Annotated in this window: 14 protein-coding genes and 1 pseudogene; 10 read left to right on the top strand and 5 right to left on the bottom strand. The window is 65.1% G+C overall.

Going from position 1 to position 21,047, the window contains the following annotated elements:
* Nucleotides 1-13 precede the first annotated feature (13 nt).
* From G6N38_RS06100 to G6N38_RS06085, 4 genes are all read left to right on the top strand, one after another.
* Complete coding sequence (locus tag G6N38_RS06100; protein WP_163746712.1) at nucleotides 14-3,967, top strand: DNA-directed RNA polymerase subunit beta'; 3,954 nt, start codon at nucleotides 14-16, stop codon at nucleotides 3,965-3,967.
* 112 nt (nucleotides 3,968-4,079) lie between these two features.
* Nucleotides 4,080-4,727 (top strand): dihydrofolate reductase family protein, encoded by a 648-nt coding sequence (locus G6N38_RS06095; RefSeq protein ID WP_163746711.1) that lies wholly within the window; start codon nucleotides 4,080-4,082, stop codon nucleotides 4,725-4,727.
* A 42-nt stretch (nucleotides 4,728-4,769) separates the two neighbouring features.
* Nucleotides 4,770-5,522: a deoxyribonuclease IV gene (locus G6N38_RS06090; RefSeq protein WP_163746710.1), complete on the top strand. Its 753-nt coding sequence runs from the start codon at nucleotides 4,770-4,772 to the stop codon at nucleotides 5,520-5,522.
* 2 nt (nucleotides 5,523-5,524) lie between these two features.
* Nucleotides 5,525-6,358 (top strand): CE1 family esterase, encoded by an 834-nt coding sequence (locus G6N38_RS06085; protein ID WP_163746709.1) that lies wholly within the window; start codon nucleotides 5,525-5,527, stop codon nucleotides 6,356-6,358.
* A 34-nt stretch (nucleotides 6,359-6,392) separates the two neighbouring features.
* On the opposite strand, the gene G6N38_RS06080 is transcribed toward G6N38_RS06085, so the two are convergent.
* A complete protein-coding gene (locus G6N38_RS06080; RefSeq protein WP_163746708.1) occupies nucleotides 6,393-6,728 on the bottom strand; it encodes a cupin domain-containing protein in 336 nt (111 codons plus the stop codon).
* Between the two features lie 62 nt (nucleotides 6,729-6,790).
* On the opposite strand from G6N38_RS06080, the gene G6N38_RS06075 reads away from it, so the two are divergent.
* The 5 genes from G6N38_RS06075 to G6N38_RS06055 all read left to right on the top strand — a co-directional run bounded on the left by G6N38_RS06075 (nucleotide 6,791) and on the right by G6N38_RS06055 (nucleotide 12,180).
* Nucleotides 6,791-8,419, top strand: coding sequence for an acyl-CoA dehydrogenase family protein (locus G6N38_RS06075; RefSeq protein ID WP_163746707.1), 1,629 nt, complete (start codon nucleotides 6,791-6,793; stop codon nucleotides 8,417-8,419).
* Nucleotides 8,416-9,324, top strand: coding sequence for a crotonase/enoyl-CoA hydratase family protein (locus G6N38_RS06070; RefSeq protein WP_163746706.1), 909 nt, complete (start codon nucleotides 8,416-8,418; stop codon nucleotides 9,322-9,324). Before G6N38_RS06075 ends, G6N38_RS06070 begins: the two co-directional genes overlap by 4 nt.
* A 23-nt stretch (nucleotides 9,325-9,347) precedes the next feature.
* Complete coding sequence (locus tag G6N38_RS06065) at nucleotides 9,348-10,061, top strand: PaaX family transcriptional regulator C-terminal domain-containing protein (protein ID WP_163751830.1); 714 nt, start codon at nucleotides 9,348-9,350, stop codon at nucleotides 10,059-10,061.
* On the top strand, nucleotides 10,058-10,852 hold the full coding sequence (locus G6N38_RS06060; protein ID WP_407662945.1) for a crotonase/enoyl-CoA hydratase family protein: 795 nt from the start codon (nucleotides 10,058-10,060) through the stop codon (nucleotides 10,850-10,852). The genes G6N38_RS06065 and G6N38_RS06060 overlap by 4 nt, the downstream gene beginning before the upstream one ends.
* Before the next feature lie 152 nt (nucleotides 10,853-11,004).
* The gene (locus G6N38_RS06055; protein WP_163746705.1) at nucleotides 11,005-12,180 is read left to right on the top strand and encodes a glycosyltransferase; all 1,176 of its coding nucleotides are present in this window, start codon (nucleotides 11,005-11,007) and stop codon (nucleotides 12,178-12,180) included.
* A gap of 53 nt (nucleotides 12,181-12,233) precedes the next feature.
* On the opposite strand, the gene G6N38_RS06050 is transcribed toward G6N38_RS06055, so the two are convergent.
* The 3 genes from G6N38_RS06050 to G6N38_RS06040 all read right to left on the bottom strand — a co-directional run bounded on the left by G6N38_RS06050 (nucleotide 12,234) and on the right by G6N38_RS06040 (nucleotide 16,108).
* Entirely contained in the window at nucleotides 12,234-12,779 is a 546-nt protein-coding gene (locus G6N38_RS06050) for a SecDF P1 head subdomain-containing protein (RefSeq protein WP_163746704.1), read from the bottom strand.
* A gap of 327 nt (nucleotides 12,780-13,106) precedes the next feature.
* Nucleotides 13,107-13,298, bottom strand: a complete 192-nt coding sequence (locus G6N38_RS06045; protein WP_163746703.1) for a hypothetical protein — start codon at nucleotides 13,296-13,298, stop codon at nucleotides 13,107-13,109.
* Nucleotides 13,299-15,187: 1,889 nt separating this feature from the next.
* Complete coding sequence (locus G6N38_RS06040; RefSeq protein WP_163746702.1) at nucleotides 15,188-16,108, bottom strand: hypothetical protein; 921 nt, start codon at nucleotides 16,106-16,108, stop codon at nucleotides 15,188-15,190.
* A gap of 49 nt (nucleotides 16,109-16,157) precedes the next feature.
* On the opposite strand from G6N38_RS06040, the gene G6N38_RS30975 reads away from it, so the two are divergent.
* Complete coding sequence (locus G6N38_RS30975; RefSeq protein ID WP_179968485.1) at nucleotides 16,158-18,701, top strand: hypothetical protein; 2,544 nt, start codon at nucleotides 16,158-16,160, stop codon at nucleotides 18,699-18,701.
* 450 nt (nucleotides 18,702-19,151) lie between these two features.
* On the opposite strand, the pseudogene secD reads toward G6N38_RS30975, so the two are convergent.
* A pseudogene (secD, locus tag G6N38_RS06030) lies at nucleotides 19,152-20,618 on the bottom strand (protein translocase subunit SecD); the annotation flags it as partial.
* Nucleotides 20,619-21,047 lie beyond the last annotated feature (429 nt).

Here is a 21,047-nt window from a genome sequence, read left to right as displayed (position 1 = left end):
GAAAGGGAGTTACGTGCTAGACGTCAACTTCTTCGATGAACTCCGGATCGGTCTCGCGACCGCGGACGACATCCGCACCTGGTCCTTCGGTGAGGTCAAGAAGCCGGAGACCATCAACTACCGCACGCTCAAGCCTGAGAAGGACGGCCTGTTCTGCGAGAAGATCTTCGGACCGACTCGCGACTGGGAGTGCTACTGCGGCAAGTACAAGCGTGTCCGCTTCAAGGGCATCATCTGCGAGCGCTGCGGCGTCGAGGTCACTCGCGCCAAGGTGCGCCGCGAGCGGATGGGCCACATCGAGCTGGCCGCACCGGTCACGCACATCTGGTACTTCAAGGGCGTCCCGTCGCGCTTGGGCTATCTGCTGGACCTGGCGCCGAAGGATCTTGAGAAGATCATCTACTTCGCCGCCTACGTGATCACCGCGGTCGATACCGAGATGCGTCACAACGAGCTCTCCACTCTCGAAGCCGAGATGGAGGTGGAGAAGAAGGCTGTCGCCGATCAGCGTGACTCCGACCTGGAGGCTCGCGCCCAGAAGCTCGAGGCCGACCTGGCCGAGCTGGAGGCCGAGGGCGCCAAGTCCGACGTGCGCCGCAAGGTGCGCGACGGTGGCGAGCGCGAGATGCGTCAGCTGCGCGACCGGACCCAGCGTGAGCTGGACCGGCTTGACGAGATCTGGACGACCTTCACCAAGCTGGCCGTCAAGCAGCTCATCGTCGATGAGAACCTCTACCGCGAGCTGGTCGACCGCTACGGCGAGTACTTCCAGGGCTCGATGGGCGCAGAGTCGATCCAGAAGCTCATCGAGACCTTCGACATCGACGCCGAGGCCGAGAGCCTGCGCGACACCATCAAGAATGGCAAGGGCCAGAAGAAGCTGCGTGCGCTCAAGCGACTGAAGGTCGTCGCGGCGTTCCAGACGAATCGCAACTCGCCGATGGGCATGGTGCTCGACGCGGTGCCGGTGATCCCACCGGAGCTGCGCCCGATGGTCCAGTTGGACGGCGGCCGCTTCGCGACCTCCGATCTCAACGACCTGTACCGCCGCGTGATCAACCGCAACAACCGCCTCAAGCGACTGATCGACCTCGGTGCGCCCGAGATCATCGTCAACAACGAGAAGCGCATGCTTCAGGAGTCGGTGGACGCGCTGTTCGACAACGGCCGTCGAGGCCGTCCGGTCACCGGGCCGGGCAACCGTCCGCTCAAGTCGCTGTCCGATCTGCTCAAGGGCAAGCAGGGCCGGTTCCGTCAGAACCTGCTCGGCAAGCGCGTCGACTACTCGGGCCGTTCGGTCATCGTGGTCGGCCCGCAGCTCAAGCTGCACCAGTGCGGTCTGCCCAAGCTGATGGCACTCGAGCTGTTCAAGCCGTTCGTGATGAAGCGTCTCGTCGACCTGAACCACGCGCAGAACATCAAGAGCGCCAAGCGGATGGTGGAGCGCCAGCGTCCCCAGGTGTGGGATGTCCTCGAAGAGGTCATCGCCGAGCACCCGGTGCTGCTGAACCGTGCACCTACGCTGCACCGCCTCGGCATCCAGGCCTTCGAGCCGCAGCTGGTGGAGGGCAAGGCCATTCAGCTGCACCCGCTGGTGTGTGAGGCGTTCAACGCCGACTTCGACGGCGACCAGATGGCGGTCCACCTGCCGCTGAGCGCCGAGGCGCAGGCCGAGGCCCGCATCCTCATGCTGTCGAGCAACAACATCCTGTCGCCGGCGTCGGGTAAGCCGCTGGCCATGCCGCGTCTGGACATGGTGACCGGTCTGTTCTTCCTGACCACGCTGGTTCCCGGCGACACGGGTGAGCACACGGCGGCGGCCAAGGATGTCCCGGAGACCGGCGTGTACAGCTCGCCGGCCGAGGCCATCATGGCGCTGGATCGCGGTTCGCTGTCGGTTCGGGCTCAGATCAAGGTGCGCCTGACGCAGCTGCGTCCGCCGCATGAGGTCGAGAACGAACTGTTCGGCGAGAACGGCTGGCGCCCGGGCAATGCCTGGACCGCCGAGACCACGCTGGGCCGGGTGCTCTTCAACGAGCTTCTGCCGCAGGGGTATCCGTTCGTCAACGAGCAGATGCACAAGAAGGTCCAGGCCCGGATCATCAACGATCTGGCCGAGCGCTACCCGATGATCGTCGTCGCGCAGACCGTCGACAAGCTCAAGGATGCCGGCTTCTACTGGGCCACCCGTTCGGGTGTCACCGTGTCGATGGCCGACGTCATCGTGCCGCCGGAGAAGGCGGACATCCTCGAGCGCTACGAAGGCGAAGCCGACGCGATCGAAAAGAAGTACCAGCGCGGCGCGTTGAACAAGCAGGAGCGCAACGACGCCCTGGTTGAGCTCTGGAAGGAAGCCACCGAAGAGGTCGGTCAGGCGCTGCGGGCGCATTACCCGCAGGACAACCCGATCATCACGATCGTGGATTCCGGTGCGACGGGTAACTTCACCCAGACCCGGACGCTGGCCGGCATGAAGGGTCTGGTGACCAACCCGAAGGGTGAGTTCATCCCGCGCCCGATCAAGTCCTCGTTCCGTGAGGGCCTGACGGTGCTGGAGTACTTCATCAACACCCACGGCGCTCGAAAGGGCCTGGCGGACACCGCGCTTCGTACCGCCGACTCGGGTTACCTGACCCGTCGTCTGGTGGACGTGAGCCAGGACGTCATCGTGCGCGAGCACGACTGCGGCACCGAGCGCGGCATCATCGTCGAACTCGCCGAGTTGCAGGGTGACGCGCTGATCCGGGATCCGCACGTCGAGACCTCGGCGTACGCCCGCACGCTGGCCGCTGACGCGGTCGACGAGAAGGGCAACGTGATCGTCGTGGCCGGACACGACCTCGGCGATCCGGCGATCGACGCTCTGCTGGACGCCGGCATCACCTCGGTCAAGGTTCGCTCGGTGCTCACCTGCACCAGCGGATCGGGCGTGTGCGCGATGTGCTACGGCCGTTCGATGGCCACCGGCAAGCTGGTGGACATCGGCGAGGCTGTCGGCATCGTGGCCGCACAGTCCATCGGTGAGCCCGGCACGCAGCTGACCATGCGTACCTTCCACCAGGGTGGTGTTACCGGTGGCGCCGACATCGTCGGTGGTCTGCCCCGTGTGCAGGAGCTGTTCGAGGCACGTGTTCCGCGGAACCGCGCACCGATCGCCGATGTCGCCGGGCGGGTACAGCTGGAGGAGACCGACAAGTTCTACAAGATCACCATCGTTCCCGACGACGGGAGCGAGGAGGTCGTGTACGACAAGCTCTCCAAGCGTCAGCGGTTGAAGGTGTTCAAGCACGACGACGGCAGCGAGCGGCTGCTTGTCAACGGTGACCACGTCGAGGTGGGCCAGCAGCTCCTGGAGGGCTCGGCCGACCCGCACGAGGTGCTCCGTATCGAGGGCCCGCGCAAGGTGCAGATCCACCTGGTCAAAGAGGTGCAGGAGGTGTATCGGGCGCAGGGTGTGTCGATCCACGACAAGCACATCGAGGTCATCGTCCGGCAGATGCTGCGTCGCGTCACGATCATCGATTCGGGTGCGACGGAGTTCCTGCCCGGCTCGCTGACCGAACGTGGCGAGTTCGAGTCGGAGAACCGTCGGGTGGTTGCCGAGGGCAGCGAGCCCGCGGCCGGCCGTCCGGTGCTGATGGGTATCACCAAGGCGTCGCTGGCCACCGATTCGTGGCTGTCGGCGGCGTCGTTCCAGGAGACCACTCGCGTGCTGACCGATGCGGCGATCAACTGCCGCAGCGACAGGCTGAATGGTCTGAAGGAGAACGTGATCATCGGCAAGCTGATCCCGGCCGGTACCGGTATCAGCCGCTACCGCAACATTCAGGTGCAGCCGACCGAAGAAGCTCGGGCTGCGGCGTACACGATCCCGTCCTACGAGGATCAGTACTACAGCCCGGACTTCGGCCAGGCCACCGGTGCTGCGGTGCCGCTGGACGATTACGGCTACAGCGACTACCGCTAGCTAGTCATGAGAAGGCCCCCGGGATTCGTCTCGGGGGCTTTTTCGTGTGCGATGAGTTCGGCCGACGGTTGAGGTCTATCTGTTGTAGGTCCAAGCCGCCGAGGAGGAATGCGTGGCCCAATTACTCAGAGTCCACAACTTCATGCTGTCGCGCGACGGGTTCGGGGCGGGGCTCAACCAGTGTTTCGAGCGTCCGTTCGGCGACGCCGATCAACCTGCCCTATTCGCGTGGGTCGGCGCGACGGCGAGCTGGGTGGGCCGCCGCGAGCCCGGCGGAACTCGCGGCCTCGACGACTACTTCACCCGCGACTTCACCAACAACGTCGGTGCGGAGATCATGGGCCGGAACAAGTTCAGCCCGTACCGCGGTCCCTGGCAGGACCACCCCGAGTGGCAGGGATGGTGGGGCGACGAGCCACCGTTCCACACGCCGGTGTTCGTCATGACACATCACGACCGCCCGCCACTGCGACTGTCAGACACGACGTTCCACTTCGTCAACGGTGACCCGGCCGATGTCCTGGATGAGGCGAAGGCGGCCGCGGCCGGCAAGGATGTCCGGCTCGGGGGCGGTGCGGGCACCGTCAGGCAATTCCTCGACGCGGGTCTGGTCGACGCCCTTCACGTGGCGGTCGCTGACGTGGAAATCGGCGCCGGGTCGCGCCTGTGGGAATCACCCGACGAGCTCGACGACCGGTTCCACCATGAGGTGGTGCCCAGCCCTAGTGGGGTGACCCATCACCTGTTCTGGCGGCGATGACGGCCGTGCGCGGTACTGGTGGCCGCGCATAGACTCGGGTCCGTGCTGATCGGTTCTCATGTCCACACCGACGATCCGCTGGCGGCCGCTGCTGCCGACGGCGCCGAGGTGGCGCAGTTTTTCCTCGGCAACCCGCAGAGCTGGAAGAAGCCCCAGCCCCGCGAGGACGCCGGAACACTCAAAGCGTCGGCCATCCCGCTGTATGTGCATGCGCCGTACCTGATCAACGTGGCTTCGGCCAACAATCGCGTTCGCATCCCATCGCGCAAGATTCTGCAGGACAGCTGCGACGCCGCCAGCGAGATCGACGCGACGGCAGTGATCGTGCACGGCGGTCATGCCGACGACAACGACATGGAGGCCGGCTTCGAACGCTGGGTGAAGGCTCTGGCGGCGCTGGAGACCGACATGCCGGTGTATCTGGAGAACACCGCCGGCGGCGATCACGCGATGGCGCGTCACTTCGACACCATCGCCCGGCTTTGGGAGCGCATCGGCGACACCGGCGTCGGGTTCTGTCTCGACACCTGCCACGCCTGGGCAGCCGGCGAGGAGCTGATCGACGCGGTCGAGCGCATCAAAGGCATCACTGGGCGCATCGATCTGGTGCACTGCAACGATTCCCGTGACGCAAAGGGCTCCGGTGCGGACCGACACGCCAATTTCGGTACGGGACAGATCGATCCGCAGCTTCTCGTGGCTGTCGTGCAGGCCGCCGGTGCTCCGGTGATCTGTGAGACGGCCGACGAGGGCCGCAAGGATGACATCGCCTTCCTCCGCGAACACGTGAGCTAGCCATGTGGGCCCGCCGAATCGCGTTGTTGGGGGCTGTTGTGCTGATCTCGGCCTGTGCACCGTCGGGAGCGGCCGCGACCGCGTTCACACCGGGCGATAGCGTGCACAAGATCACTGTCGGGGGCATCGATCGCGGCTATCGGCTGTACATTCCCGCCGGCCTGCCGCGCGCGGCACCGCTGGTCGTGATGCTGCACGGCTGGACGGGCAGCGCGGCGCAGGCAGAGCAGGAATACGGCTGGAATCAGCTCGCCGACTCCGCCAAGTTTGTGGTCGCCTACCCCGATGGAGTGGGCCGATCGTGGAACGTCGGTGGTTGCTGCGGACGTGCCAGCAGCGATGGCGTCGATGACGTCGGCTTCATCACCGCCGCGGTCCGCGAGGTCGTTGACAACGTCGGCATCGACCCGGCCCGCATCTATGCCGCCGGAATCAGCAACGGCGGCATGATGGCCTACAAATTAGCTTGCGACAGTGCGGTTTTCGCGGCCATCGGGCCTGACGCGGCGACCGAGCTCGAGGCCTGTCCGGCACCGCGCCCGATATCCGTGTTGCACATCCACGGCACCGATGACCGGCTGATTCGTTACGACGGCGAGCCTGGGACCGCTGTCCCGATCAAGACCCCGCCACCGTCTGAAGTCAACGCGTTCTGGCGTGCTGTGGATCAATGCCAGCCGCCGACCACGACCGTCGAGGCGGCGTTGACGACGTCGGTGGCGTCGTGCCCTGGCGGGCGCAGCGTCGAGCTCATCACCGTGGCCGGTGGTGGGCACGACTGGCCGTCGTTCGCCACCCAGCGGATGTGGGACTTCTTCGCCGCGCACCCGGGTTAGTTTCCCCGGGTCGCTTCGCTCCTGCCCGCCGGATCTAGGTGAGGTACACCTTCCGCAGCGTCTCCGTCACCGTCCACACCGTCCTGGCGCCTTTCGTCAGGCGCGCCACGTCGCCGGCACCCAGCGTCAGTGCCGGGCTGTCGTCGTCGAACTCGACGGTGGCCGCTCCGGAGAGCACCACGAACAGTTCCTCGGCTTCCACGTCGCGCATCACTCCGGGTGTCATCTCCCACACCCCGACTTGGAGCCCGCCGAATACGTCGAGTTCGGCGATCCCGGTGTGCGGGTCGCCGTCGACGGTCTGGTCGGCGGGCACCGGCTCGTGCTCGAGCCACAGCGCTGCAGCGTGGACAACAGAGTTCGGATTCACCCCACCAAGCCTGCCATATTACGCATCTTGTGCGGTTGTCAGAAAAGTGTAACAGTGGTGTCATGTCGGATACGCATGTCGTCACCAACCAGGTTCCACCGCTGGTGGACCACAACCCGGCGAATTCACCGGTGCTGATCGAGGCTCTCATCCGCGAGGGCGGCCAATGGGGCCTCGATGAGGTCACCGAGATCGGCGCGCTCTCGGGTGGCGCGCAGGCTCAGCGCTGGGGAGATCTGGCGGACCGCAACCAGCCGATCCTGCACACCCACGATCGGTACGGCTATCGCGTTGACGAGATCGAGTACGACCCCGCCTACCACGAGCTGATGCGCACGGCCATCGCCCACGGGCTGCACGCAGCCCCATGGGCCGACGACCGTCCGGGCGCCCACGTGGTGCGGGCGGCCAAGATGGGCGCGTGGACTCCCGAGCCCGGCCACGTGTGCCCGATCTCGATGACCTATGCCGTGGTGCCCGCGCTGCGCCACAACCCCGACCTCGCCAAGGTCTACGAGCCGCTGCTGACCAGCCGCCAGTACGACCCGGAGCTGAAGGTACCCAGTACCAAGGTCGGCATCACGGCGGGCATGTCGATGACCGAGAAGCAGGGGGGCTCCGACGTCCGGGCCGGCACCACACAGGCTGTCCCCAACGGAGACGGTAGCTACCGCATCACCGGCCACAAGTGGTTCACCTCCGCGGCGATGAGTGACATCTTCCTGGTATTGGCTCAGGCTCCTGGCGGGCTCAGCTGTTTCATGCTGCCGCGCGTGCTTCCCGACGGCACCCGTAACCGAATGTTCTTGCAGCGCTTGAAGGACAAGCTTGGCAACCACGCCAATGCCTCCAGTGAGGTCGAATACGACGATGCCATCGCGTGGCTGGTCGGCGACGAGGGCCGCGGGGTGTCCACCATCATCGAGATGGTCAACCTCACCCGGCTGGACTGCACGCTGGGCAGCGCCACCAGCATGCGTAGCGGGCTGACCCGCGCCGTGCACCACGCCCAGCATCGAAAGGCGTTCGGCGCCTATCTGATCGACCAGCCGTTGATGCGCAACGTGCTGGCCGACCTCGCCGTCGAAGCCGAGGCGGCCACCGTCATCGCGATGCGGATGGCCGGGGCCACCGACGCCGCTGTCCGCGGTGACGAACGGGAGACACTGCTGCGCCGCATCGGCTTGGCTGCCGCCAAGTACTGGGTGTGCAAGCGGGCCACCCCGCACGCCGGCGAGGCGATGGAATGCCTGGGCGGCAACGGCTATGCCGAGGAGTCCGGCATGCCCCGGCTCTACCGGGAGGCGCCGCTGATGGGCATCTGGGAAGGCTCGGGCAACGTCAGCGCACTGGACACGTTGCGTGCCATGGCAACCCGGCCAGAATGTGTCGATGTGCTGTTCGATGAACTGGCCATCAGCGCCGGTCAGGATGTTCGGCTGGACACCCATGTCGCCGAGTTGCGTGCGGAGCTAGGGGAGTTCGACGCGATCGAATACCGGGCGCGCAAGGTCACCGAGGACATCGCGTTGGCGCTGCAAGGTTCTCTGCTGGTCCGCCACGGCCACCCCGCGGTTGCCGAGGCGTTCCTGGCCACCCGGATGGGCGGCAACTGGGGTGGAGCGTTCGGTACGCTGCCGGCCGGGCTCGATCTCGCGCCGATCCTCGAACGCTGCCTGGTGAAGGGATGATTGAACTCAACACGATGACCTACGAGGTCACCGATCGAGTCGCCCGCATCACCTTCAACCGCCCGGACAAGGGCAACGCGATCGTTGCCGACACTCCGCTGGAGTTGGCGGCGCTGGTCGAGCGGGCCGACCTGGACCCCAACGTGCACGTCATCTTGGTGTCGGGCCGCGGCGAAGGATTCTGCGCCGGGTTCGACCTGGGGGCCTACGCCGACGGCTCGTCGTCGGCGGGCGGCGGGGACCGGCAGGGCACCGTGCTCGACGGCAAGACGCAGGCGGTCAACCACAAGGCCGATCGGCCGTGGGATCCGATGATCGACTATCAGATGATGAGCCGTTTCGTGCGGGGCTTCGCCAGCCTGATGCATGCTGACAAGCCAACCGTGGTCAAGATCCACGGCTACTGCGTGGCGGGCGGCACCGATATCGCGTTGCACGCCGACCAGGTGATCGCCGCCTCCGACGCCAAGATCGGCTATCCGCCGACCCGGGTGTGGGGTGTTCCCGCGGCCGGGTTGTGGGCGCATCGTCTGGGGGATCAGCGGGCCAAACGCCTTCTGCTGACCGGGGATTGCATCACCGGTGCGCAGGCTGCCGAGTGGGGTCTGGCGATCGAGGCACCCGAACCGGCCGATCTCGACGAGCGCACCGAGCGGCTCGTCGAGCGCATCGCGGCCGTGCCGGTCAACCAGTTGATCATGGTGAAGCTGGCGATGAACAGCGCGCTGTATCAGCAGGGCGTGGCGACCAGTCGGATGGTCAGCACAGTGTTCGACGGGATCGCCCGGCACACGCCGGAGGGGCACGCGTTCGTGGCGGACGCCCGCGAGCATGGCTTCCGGGAGGCGGTTCGCCACCGCGACGAGCCGTTCGGTGACCACGGGCGCCGTGCCTCGGGAGTGTGAGCGTGCCGCAATCGCTGGCAAAGATGACCGCCCGTTCGGTGGTGCTCAGCGTATTGCTCGGTGCACATCCGGCGTGGGCCACCTCGGCGGAACTGCTGCAACTCACCTCGGATTTCGGCATCCGCGAACAGACCCTGCGGGTGGCGCTGACCCGGATGGTGGCGGCCGGTGACCTGGTGCGCTCCGACGACGGCTACCGGCTCTCCGACCGGCTGCTCAACCGCCAGCGCCGTCAGGATGATGCGCTCTATCCGCGCACCCGCGACTGGGACGGCAGTTGGATCACGTTGGCCATCACCGCGGTCGGCATGGATGCCCGAGTGCGCGCCGCGCTGCGAAACACCTTACAGATCAAGCGGTTCGGGGAACTCAGGGAAGGTCTCTGGCTGCGGCCGGACAACCTCGACGACGAGCTGCCCGCCGAGGTCGTCGAACGGGTACGGGTGCTGAGCGCGCGTGACGACGACCCGGCCGAGCTGACCCGGCGCTTGTGGGATCTGCCCGACTGGGCGCACACCGGAGATCGGCTGCTGGACGATATGGCAGCAGCCCGGGACGTTCCGGGACGGTTCCGCGCGGCCGCCGGCATGGTGCGACACCTCCTCACCGATCCGGTGCTGCCCACCGAACTGCTGCCGACGCACTGGCCAGGCGTCGAACTTCGAAAGGCCTACGCAGACTTCGCCGCCGAACTGGGCGCGCGGCGGGACGAGGGGCGACTGGTGGAGGCGAAATGAGTGGTTCGGTGGGCAGCAGCGCAGCGATCGGGGAATCGGTTCGGGTAGAGCGCAACGGCGCAGTGACGACAGTGATCCTGGACCGCCCCCAGGCTCGCAATGCCGTCGACGGCCCCACGGCGTTGGCGTTGTTCCGCGCTTTCGAGGAATTCGACAATGACGAGTCCGCGTCGGTGGCGGTGCTCTGGGGCGATCACGGAACCTTCTGCGCCGGAGCCGATCTCAAGGCGATCGGTACATCCGAGGGTAACCCCACCCATCGAACGGGCCCCGGGCCCATGGGTCCCAGCCGCATGGTGTTGTCCAAACCGGTCATCGCCGCGGTGAGCGGCTATGCCGTGGCCGGCGGTCTCGAGTTGGCGTTGTGGTGTGACCTGCGGGTCGTCGAACAAGACGCGGTGTTCGGGGTGTTCTGCCGACGGTGGGGCGTGCCCCTGATCGATGGCGGCACGGTGCGGCTGCCGCGGCTCATCGGACACAGCCGGGCGATGGACCTGATCCTGACCGGCCGCGCCGTCGACGCCGACGAGGCGCTCGCGATCGGTTTGGCCAACCGGGTGGTCCCCACCGGGCAGGCCCGTCAGGCCGCCGAGGAACTGGCCGCCGAGTTAGCCCAGCTACCCCAGCTGTGTCTGCGTTCGGATCGACTGTCGATGCTCAACCAATGGGGGCAGTCCGAGGCTGAGGCCATGGACTTCGAGTTCGCCAGTCTGTCGCGGGTGGCCGTCGAATCGCTTGCCGGAGCACAGCGGTTCGCCCAGGGCGCCGGCCGGCACGGTGGGAATGCCTAGTCTCCAGGTCGCTATGGACGGGCGGGCCAGTGCACACCTGTGGAAACGCGCTAGTGCCCGATATTCCCCAGTATGGTGGACAAGCGCATCACGACCAGGTGGACGTTCCCCCCGAGTTTGCGGGGTTCAAATCCGTAGAAGGAGGTGCGAACATGCCCAGCCATGATTCAGGTGACACGGCGGCGCCCGCATCTGGAAACGGACGCCCAGCAATCTGTCTCAATATGATCGTCCGCGACGAGGCGCACGTTGTACGCGAAGTTCTCAACGCGGTCGCCCCTTTTATCAGCTCCTGGGTAATCGTCGACACCGGTTCCGAGGACGGAACCCAGGACGTGGTCCGTGCCCACATGGCCGGTCTTGGCATTCCGGGTGAGCTATACGAGCGGCCGTGGAAGAACTTCGGCCACAATCGTTCTGAAGCACTCGCCCTTGCTCAGGGCCGCGGGGACTATATCTGGGTCATTGATGCCGACGACATGGTCTTCGGTACACCCGACTTCGACGGTCTCACTGCCGGTGTGTATGCCCTGTCCTACGGAACGCACTTCCGCTACTGGCGCCCGCAGTTGTTCCGCGACGGTCTGCCATGGCGCTATGTCGGTGTCGTTCATGAGTACGCAACGTGTGACGAGCCGTATGTCGAAGATCGACTGCACGGCGAATACCACCTTGAATCGCGTCGTTTGGGCAGCCGCAATCTCGATCCGAAGAAGTATGAACGGGACCGCGATCTGCTGCTAGCCGAGGTTGAACGCGATCCCAGTGACGTTCGCTCCATGTTTTATTTGGCCCAATCCTGCTTCGATCTGGGCGATTACAACACCGCACGCTACTGGTACGCGCGCCGTGCGGAGGAGACGTCAGGCTTTGTCGAGGAGATTTACTTCTCGCTATTCCGGTTGGCCGAGACATTGGCACACCTGGGAGCCCCATGGCAGGAGGTACAGGACGCGTACCTACGGGCGTGGGAGTGCCGGCCCACGCGTGCAGAACCGCTTTTCGCAATCGCCCACCATTACCGCACCGAGGAGCGCTACCACCTGGGCTACTTGTTCGCCGAGCAAGCGGCCAGAATTCCGTTACCCGAACTCGACGTGCTGTTCATCCACGCTGAGGTTTATGCCTGGAGTGCGCTGGACGAACTGGCTGTGTGCGCATCGTGGATCGGCAGGAACGACCAGGCGTTGGCCATTTTCGAGTGGTTGCTGACCAAGGATTGCCTTCCCGATGAAGACCGGAACAGGATAAGCGCCAATCGCGATTTCTGTGCCGACCGGCTGGCCGAACTCGATGCCGCCCAGCAGCTTCAGACAACCGGAAACTGATCCGCCGCCCGTCTGGTTCGACGCGTCCGCGTCCCGCGTAGCCCCTTGCTGGTTCAGCTGCTGTCGCGCAGCATGAGGGCCATTTGCTCGGCTTGTTCGGGTGTCAGCCCGCCGAACAGTTGCACCACCTGACCTTCTAGCGGTGCGGAAATTTTGGCGGCCCATACCACTGTTCCGCCGCGGACGAAGGAAACCTGTTGGCCCACTTGGCTTGCAGTGAATTGGCCAAACCGCTTCGCCGATTCCGGAGTCAGGGATATCTGCACCAACTCGACACCGGAGACGGGATTACGGAAAGAGCCTACGTTCGTCAAATCTACGTTCAGCGCCTCGGGTGCGAGTTCGTAAACCGCTGTCTTGGCGATGTCGCACGCCTGTATCGGCTGATTTGATGGGGTCTGGGTGGTCACCGGGCATTCTGTCGGCGTGGTGGCGGAGCTTCTGACCACCGGACGGACTGACAGCGGTTTGATGGTCACCACCGGTGTGGTGGTCGTCGGAGTGACCGAGGTGGCGCTTCTACGCTGCATTTCTAGCGACGATGTCAGCCGAAGCAAGTAAGGCGTAACCGTGGCCAAGACGGACACGACCGCCAGCACGGCGAAAAATGTCCGCCAAATCTGATGTCGCGTAGCTCGTGCCACCCCTGCAAGGTACCGGTAGCGTCGCGCCTAGCGAGGGAAAAACCAGCTGCCTAGATTGAAGCATCCCGGAACACCTGGGATTTCCGAAAGCCTGGATGGTCCTGGGCTGTAACTATTCCCGTCGGGGGAGTTGCCGAGCAGTCGCGGTGGGGCTCTGGGGGGGGGCTGCGCGGCGCGTGTGGTCGACGGACTTCAGGTGGGGCCACTTACTTGCGGTCTTGACGCGGAGCCCGAACGGTCAACGTGGGAAGCAACCGACTTCGTCGAGTCCGGCCTGCGGCGTCATGCGCACCGAAGAATCGCCTCGAGCGCGACACGACGGTTCTCGCGGCGATCGGGATGGCTTTGCTGGTCACGCCCAACTCCGTTGTCCTGCTTCGCATATGACCAGCATGCTGCTTCTAGATCGACGTTGTTGAGGATCTCGGTGAAGCGCGGATTGTCATGCAAGAAACGGTTGAACACGCTGATCAACCGCGGTTTTTGACCTCGTCGACCCAGCGCTCGCCAATTGTGCGATGCAGTGCACCAAATCGCCTGACCGTTACCGATCGGCGGTGGTCTGGCCTTGCGCTCAGCAAACATCATGATCAAAATCCGGAGTGGGTGGCGTTCGCCTGATATCCAGGACCATAGCGCGGAATCCCAGCAAGTTTTCAAGATCGATAAATCGGTGCAGCACGCCAACTGCCCGGCGTCGGGATCCCTAGCGCAAACAGTTTTATCGGCGCCACATGTCCGCACGGTTGGCCCTCAAGTAGACGCTGTAATCAGCGCTGCGTCCGGCCGTAGGTGGGTAACCCCGTGGCGGGAATCTAAGGCTGGCTCGCAAGCTGGTCGCATAATGCAGGAGCGACAGCTCCCAGCATTACTTGGTGGGCGAATCAAGCACGGTTCCAACTGGAATCCTCTACCCAGAGCTCTGCATTGACCTTTTGGAAATTGGTAGATAAAGTCCAGCAGAATTGCTTTGGTCGTGTCAATGACGAGGAGTGTTGAGCGAGCTTAATGACGGCATGGTGTCAGCTCTTAGCTCAGTGCAAATAAGAGCGTAAAGACCCATTGTGTGGATTGCCCTAGAAACGTCAAACTTGCCACCGGGATCATCGGTTAGCAGAAGGTAGGATATCCCGCATCGACCTTGATCAGTGCAATGACTAGATTACCCGCCTCGTCTCTTCTACGGTTTCCCCGACATCGCCGTATATCGCAGCCAAGACGGCGCCGACGGTTCGTTGCGCCGCTGAACTTCATGTGCGGGTAAATGTCAATTGACTCATCTCAATGTGCGATCTGAGCAGGGCGACTTGTCTGTGCAATAGTCACGAATATGGGGCGACCAGAAATAGTGCAGTACCCCCATGTGAAGACTGGGTGAGCGTAGCGCTAGAAGCAGGTCAGCCCGCCCCAGCTCCGCCTGCTGCATCGGCTTAGTGCCAGCTAGTGGCCTATGGCGTGGCGGTGTGTCCGTCGGGTCGTGCTGGATGTGGCAGTCGCTGTGGGCCGCGGGTAGGTACCCGTAATCGTGAGTGTTCGAGCGTATGAAATCGCGCCGGGGGACGTGCGGCTGCTGGGTGAAGTCACCCATCGGGACCATGCCCAGTGATACCGAGACTTCTCGGTGAGATTTCGCGGCATCGTCGATTTAAGGGCGACCGTAAAATTGCAAATCCTGGACGTATCGACCACGGGTTATTGATCTTGATTGTTATTGTGGACGAGTCCAATTTATTCAGATCGGTCACCTTGCGAACAGGTTCCCCATGCGCACTAGCCGGGTCGGGTCATGAATTAACACCGCGGTCGATTGCGTCGTATCAATTGCGGGACATGCCCAAAGCAGCGCGCGATTGGATGATTAGCCGCTTGCTTCGGTCTCCTCAAACAGGTGTCACTCGAAAATCGGTTTCGATCGCGCTTAGCCTGCCTGGGTCTTTTGTCGTGAGCTTCTGGCCGAATACTGCCTTGTTAGCCAAATCCGCGCGTCGAGTTTGATCGTCTCGGCATTCCTAAGTTGCTTTCGAGTCGAGACATCGAGGAACGCGTCCGTGGCGGGCGTTCGTGCGCAAACGGCACTGTCTCGATGGGCTTAGATGATCTTGAATTCCAACCCCGAATTATGATCTTGAATTAGCTAGCGTCACGTTGCGCTTTGCTGGTAAACGAGTTCGGCCTCGAGCGATCCGATGAAGCGATACCGCTACCCGACCACTGCGGGACATCGACCGCTGAGTCAGTTAAGGCCACCAAAGCATTCCGACGGTCGACTTAGAGGGGGCAAGCTACATCGACCAGTCGTGCGGAGGCAGCAACACTTTGTAATTGCGAAAACGCTGGCGTTCAAGTTTCGGCCGTGTTGTACTTCATCCGGTGTGGGCGGGGGCTCGCAATGTTGACGCTAAGGAGTGCATAGTGTCTGACTCGAAATCGTTGCGACCAACGCCTGTGAAGTTGGATGCGGCGCAAGCCCGCCCAGTCGACTGCGGGCCTGAGCCCAGGCTTTCCCGGCGGGCGCGCCGGATGGCACCGGTCAGCAGCGCAGCTACCTTTGTGGGTCGCGTGGGGGCGTTGGCCGTGGCGCTGGGTGTGGGTGCCGCAATAGTGGGTGTTCCCGTAGTTCTTGCCGATCCGTCGGGTTCGGGTGGATCGTCGGGCTCTGGGGCTGGCTCAGCGGGTTCGGGCAGCTCGGGACATGGAGACGCACGAGGGCCGCGGCGGGCGGATAAGCCGGGCGGCTCGGCGGGTTCGAATCCCGGTTCCGGAAGTACCTCATCGGGACGCACATCCGCGGGCTCGAGCTCGAACAGCTCCTCGGCTTCCACCGCACCGCGCGGGCAGAGTGGGCGGGGCACCAGCGGCGATAAGGGCACGGGGTCCGTTCTTGAGAATGCAGGCACATCGACGCCGAACTCATTGGATTCGGTATCTGCTGGCGCAGGTTCGGGATCGGGCTCTGAGAGCGACTCTGCGCCGGTGATGGTGTCCTCGCCGCCGGCCGCGGCTGAGGTGCCGAAATCGTTGGCGGCGAACAACGGGTTGTTGTCGTGGTTGGGGCTCGGCGGTAAAGACCTGCCGGGGGCCGAGCCGTTGATGTGGGCGGCGTTGGCGGTGTCCCGGCGGGAATTGGGGGGCAAGGGAGCTACGGCGAAGCCTGTGGCGGCGCCGAGTACGACCAGCAGTGATCCGGTCGATCCCTTGACGTCGGCGGTGGCCTCAACGGCGGCCGTGGCCTCTCGCTCGGCTTCGGCTTCGGCGACCGCTTCCGACCCGATTTCGGCCTTCATCCGGATCTTCATTGGGAATGGGACTGCCGACAACCCCAATGCAGGCATTTTGCTTGGCAATGGCTACTCCTGGACTTCCACTACCTGCACGACCGGCTCCTGCAACGGTGGCTGGGGCGGGTTGATCGGGAACGGCGGAAATGGCTATAACGGGGGCAACGGTGGATCGGCGGGCTGGTTTGGTCACGGCGGTGCGGGCGGGTCGGCCCTAACCGCCGGCGGCACCGGTGGTGCTGGCGGTCGTGGGGGGTTGTTCCTCGGCAGTGGTGGCGCGGGCGGTGCCGGCGGTGCGGCGACCACGCTCGGCGACGCTGGCGGCGCTGGTGGCGCCGGCGGAAACACGGGGTTCCTGTCGCTGTGGGGTACCGGCGGCAAGGGTGGTGCCGGCGGTGCCGGAGCGGGCGACGGCGCTGGTGGCGCCGGCGGACGTGGTGGTTCCGCCGGTCTCCTGGCTGTCATAAGCAATGGTGGTGCGGGGGGCGCTGGTGGTAGCGGCGGCACCGGTGGCGCTGGTGGCGCCGGCGGTGCGGCAGGCACGATCGGTAACGGTGGTGCTGGCGGTGCCGGTGGAAGTGGTGGAGCCGATGGCGGTGCTGGCGGTGGGACACGCTGGATCGGCAACGGTGGGACCGGTGGTGCCGGCGGTGCCGGTGGCGGCGATGGCGGCAGGGGCGGTGATGGCGGCCTGCTCCTAGGCAACGGTGGCAAGGGCGGGAACGGTGGTTCAGGCGCAGCCGGCACGGCTGGCTCGACAGGTGCCAACGGCGCAAATGGCTACGACGGTGGTGGCGGTGGTGGCGGCGGTGTCGGCGGCAACGGCAACCCAGGCAACCCGGGCGGCAATGGCGGGGCTGGCGGCAACGTCGGAGTATTGAACTTCTTTGGCAGCGGCGGCCGCGGCGGCAATGGCGGCAGCGGTGGAACTGGCGGTGCGGCCGGCAACGGCGGTGCCGGTGGTGATGGCGGACCGGTTGGGGCTGACGGCGGCGCGCCCGGCCTCCCCGGTGCAGGCGGATCGGGCGGTCAGGGGGGTGCTAGCGGTCGCGGTGGAGTGTTCGGACGGCCCGGTGGCGCTGGCGCCGACGGTGGCCGAGGCACTACAGGCCCAGGCGGATTCACGGGCGCGACTGGTAATACCGGTGCCCCCGCACCTGCCGGCCCGACGGGTGCTACGGGCGCGACGGGTGCCACGGGCGCGACGGGTGCCACGGGTTCCACGGGTGCGACCGGCTCGACGGGTGCGACCGGCTCGACGGGTGCCACGGGTGCGACCGGCTCGACGGGTGCGACGGGTGCCACGGGTTCCACGGGTGCCACGGGTTCCACGGGTGCGACCGGCTCGACGGGTGCGACCGGCTCGACGGGTGCGACCGGCTCGACGGGTGCGACCGGCTCGACGGGTGCTACTGGTGAGACTGGTGCGACGGGCGGAACCGGTGCTACCGGCGAGACCGGTGCGACGGGCGGAACGGGTGCCACGGGCGGAACCGGTGCCACGGGCGGTACGGGTGCCACGGGCGGAACCGGGGCGACGGGCGGAACCGGGGCGACGGGCGGAACCGGTGCTACCGGCGAGACCGGGGCGACGGGCGGTACGGGTGCGACGGGCGGAACCGGGGCGACGGGCGGTACGGGTGCCACGGGCGGAACCGGGGCGACGGGCGGTACGGGTGCGACGGGCGGAACCGGGGCTACCGGCGAGACCGGGGCGACGGGCGGTACGGGTGCGACGGGCGGTACGGGTGCGACGGGCGGAACCGGTGCTACCGGCGGAACCGGGGCGACGGGCGGTACGGGTGCGACAGGCGGAACCGGGGCTACCGGCGAGACCGGGGCGACGGGCGGTACGGGTGCGACGGGCGGTACGGGTGCGACGGGCGGAACCGGTGCTACCGGCGGAACCGGGGCGACGGGCGGTACGGGTGCGACGGGCGGAACCGGGGCTACCGGCGAGACCGGGGCGACGGGCGGAACCGGTGCTACCGGCGAGACCGGTGCCACGGGCGGTACGGGTGCGACGGGCGGTACGGGTGCGACGGGCGGAACCGGTGCCACGGGCGGAACCGGTGCCACGGGCGGAACCGGGGCGACGGGCGGTACGGGTGCGACGGGCGGAACCGGTGCTACCGGCGAGACCGGGGCGACGGGCGGTACGGGTGCGACGGGCGGAACCGGTGCCACGGGCGGAACCGGGGCTACCGGCGAGACCGGTGCCACGGGCGGTACGGGTGCGACGGGCGGTACGGGTGCGACGGGCGGAACCGGTGCCACGGGCGGAACCGGGGCTACCGGCGAGACCGGTGCCACGGGCGGTACGGGTGCGACGGGCGGTACGGGTGCGACGGGCGGAACCGGTGCTACCGGCGGAACCGGTGCTACCGGCGAGACCGGGGCGACGGGCGATACGGGTGCGACGGGCGGTACGGGTGCGACGGGCGGAACCGGGGCGACGGGCGGAACCGGGGCGACCGGCGAGACCGGGGCGACGGGCGGAACCGGGGCGACGGGCGGAACCGGTGCTACCGGCGCGACCGGCGCGACCGGCGCGACCGGCGCGACCGGCGCGACCGGCGCGACCGGCGCGATACCGTGATCACTCAGTTGGTTACCTCCAGCACCTGCTGGAGGTAACCAACTGTGATCGCCTGTCGCGCAGGGAAGGCCGTGATCCAGCTGGCGTGGTTTGCCTATCCGCGTAGCCGCTAGCACTGGCACGCTCTCTGAGGTTTAGGCGGTCAATGCCGCCGGCAAGACCTCACGCCGATACCGCTGGCTCGCACGGATTCGTGCGCCACTGGATGCGACCCAATGCCCGTTCACATCGTCCTAGGCCCCGAAACGGTTCGGCAGGAATGTATCTCGGCATCTGAGGTTCAGAACAACAACGGAGCTACGGTCTGATGTCGGTGTGCGGATCTGGCCGGTTGCGGCGGCGTCCACTACGACCCGCCTCAAGAATGTGATTGCACCCACTGCGCTTGCCGCCAGACATTCCAGTCGGTGATCCCCAAACGCAAAGCCGGCATCAAACCCGGAACGGTTCAGACTTCGAAGCGATCAGCATCAGCGGTGCCGTAACCATCGACACCACGACGACGTCAAGAACCGTTGTCAGGCCGAGCGTGAAAGCGAAGCCTTTCACCTGACCTACCGCCAGGATGTAGAGCACCACGGCGGCAAGGAACGTAACCGCGTTGCCTGACAATATCGTTTTGCGGGCTCGAATCCAGCCACGCGGCACGGCCTCCCAGAAAGTGGTGCCGCCCCTGCGTGTCTGGTCTTTGATTCGTTCAAAGAGAACCACGAATGAATCGGCTGTCGTGCCGATACCGATGATCAAACCGGCGATACCGGCCAAGTCGAGGCTGTAGTTGATGTATCTGCCCAACAGCACCAAGATTCCGAACACCATGGCGCCGGAGGCAACGAGCGACAACACCATCAGTAAGCCGAGCCACCGGTAATACAAGAGCGAGTAAACGAGCACGAGCGCCAGCCCGATCGCGCCTGCGATCAACCCGGCGCGCAGGGAAGTCAACCCCAATGTGGCTGAAACGGTTTCAGCCTCTGAAGTCTGAAAGGACAGTGGTAGCGAGCCGTACTTGAGGATGTCGGCGAATTGTTTGGCCGAGTCGGCCGTGAAACCTGGTTTGCCACTATCGATCTGGGTACGACCATTAGTGATCGGCACGCGGATCTGTGGAGCGCTGACAACCTGCGAGTCGAGTGTGAACGCTGCCAACTTGCCCACGTTGTTTGTGGTGAAGGTGGCCCACGTATCAGTCGCCTCGGGGTTGAATGCCAGATTGATGGCATACGCCCAGATATCCTGGTTGAGTGAGGCACTCGCATCGGTGATCTGGTCGCCACTGATCATGGACTTGTCCAAAACGTAGACCGTTGTGTGGTCGACCGAACATGCCACCAGGGGCAAATTCGGATCGTCACGACCCGCGAGCACGTCCTCTTGGCCGCATCGACTGACCATGTACTGCACCGCCGACTGCTGAATGTTCGGATCAGTGCTCTGACGCAGTTCTTTCTCGAATTCGATTCGTGCGGTTAGGTTGTCTTTTTGGGAGGCTGCCGCCGGCAGACTGCTGGGAGATGGCTTCGACGCGATCTCTGCGGGGGTGGGCTGCCCGATCACCGGCCGAATGTAAAGGCGGGCAGTCTGGCCCAGGTTCCGGACCGCACTGCCGTCATCGCCTGGGACCGTGATCACTAGGTTGTCACCGTCGATCACCACTTCTGAGCCCGCAACGCCAAGGCCATTTACACGTGAACCGATGATCTGCTGGGCCTGCCTGAGAGCAATATGGGTGGGCGAACTGCCATCGAGGGTGCGCGTCGTCAGGGTGACTCGAGTCCCGCCGACGAGGTCAATACCAAGCTTGGGCGTGGGCTGCCTGTCGCCGGTCAGGAATACCAGTAGGTAGAGCCCGGCCAGCGCGATCACAAACAACATCAGAAGGTGACGCGGCTGAAGCGATATCGGTTCCGGCGCCATGACGTCATTGGAAGCCAGATCGCTATCCGTTGTTATCTCTGCTCCACTCGTGGCCTAGTTACCTGCAAAGTCCAACTGCACTTTCCGCATAGGCTACGCGGCGTGGCCCGCGTGCGGTTCCAGTACCGCAAGGCCGCAAGTTGTTGAACTCAACCGCAAAAAGCAGGGCCAGTCCGTTGATGGCTCGTCATTTCGACATGCCCAAGCATCCCGTACGCGTACTTGTCCTGGCCGCGCTGCTCGGGGAGCCTGATGCAGCGGCAAGATCTCATCTCGTATCCGTCCAGCCTGCACTCCAACGACTCTGAACGATCGCAAAGTTCCGGCTGATGGCCGCATCGCTGCGCTGTCCTCAGATAAGACTGAGCCGGCCGTGTCGATCGTGGTCGCGCAACCGCGACTCGCATTTGTACAGATGCTCATTAAGTC

This window comes from Mycolicibacterium helvum (assembly GCF_010731895.1).
GTDB lineage: Bacteria > Actinomycetota > Actinomycetes > Mycobacteriales > Mycobacteriaceae > Mycobacterium > Mycobacterium helvum.
Note: the sequence above shows the minus strand (reverse complement) of the source record. Positions and strands in the feature narration are given on the sequence as shown.

Coding starts and splice junctions, on each gene's coding strand:
- G6N38_RS06060 (WP_407662945.1), top strand. CDS start 10,058: ATGAGTGGTTCGGTGGGCAGCAGCGCAGCGATCGGGGAATCGGTTCGG.
- G6N38_RS06055 (WP_163746705.1), top strand. CDS start 11,005: ATGCCCAGCCATGATTCAGGTGACACGGCGGCGCCCGCATCTGGAAAC.
- G6N38_RS06070 (WP_163746706.1), top strand. CDS start 8,416: ATGATTGAACTCAACACGATGACCTACGAGGTCACCGATCGAGTCGCC.
- G6N38_RS06040 (WP_163746702.1), bottom strand. CDS start 16,108: ATGAAGGCCGAAATCGGGTCGGAAGCGGTCGCCGAAGCCGAAGCCGAG.
- G6N38_RS06075 (WP_163746707.1), top strand. CDS start 6,791: ATGTCGGATACGCATGTCGTCACCAACCAGGTTCCACCGCTGGTGGAC.
- G6N38_RS06065 (WP_163751830.1), top strand. CDS start 9,348: ATGACCGCCCGTTCGGTGGTGCTCAGCGTATTGCTCGGTGCACATCCG.
- G6N38_RS06085 (WP_163746709.1), top strand. CDS start 5,525: ATGTGGGCCCGCCGAATCGCGTTGTTGGGGGCTGTTGTGCTGATCTCG.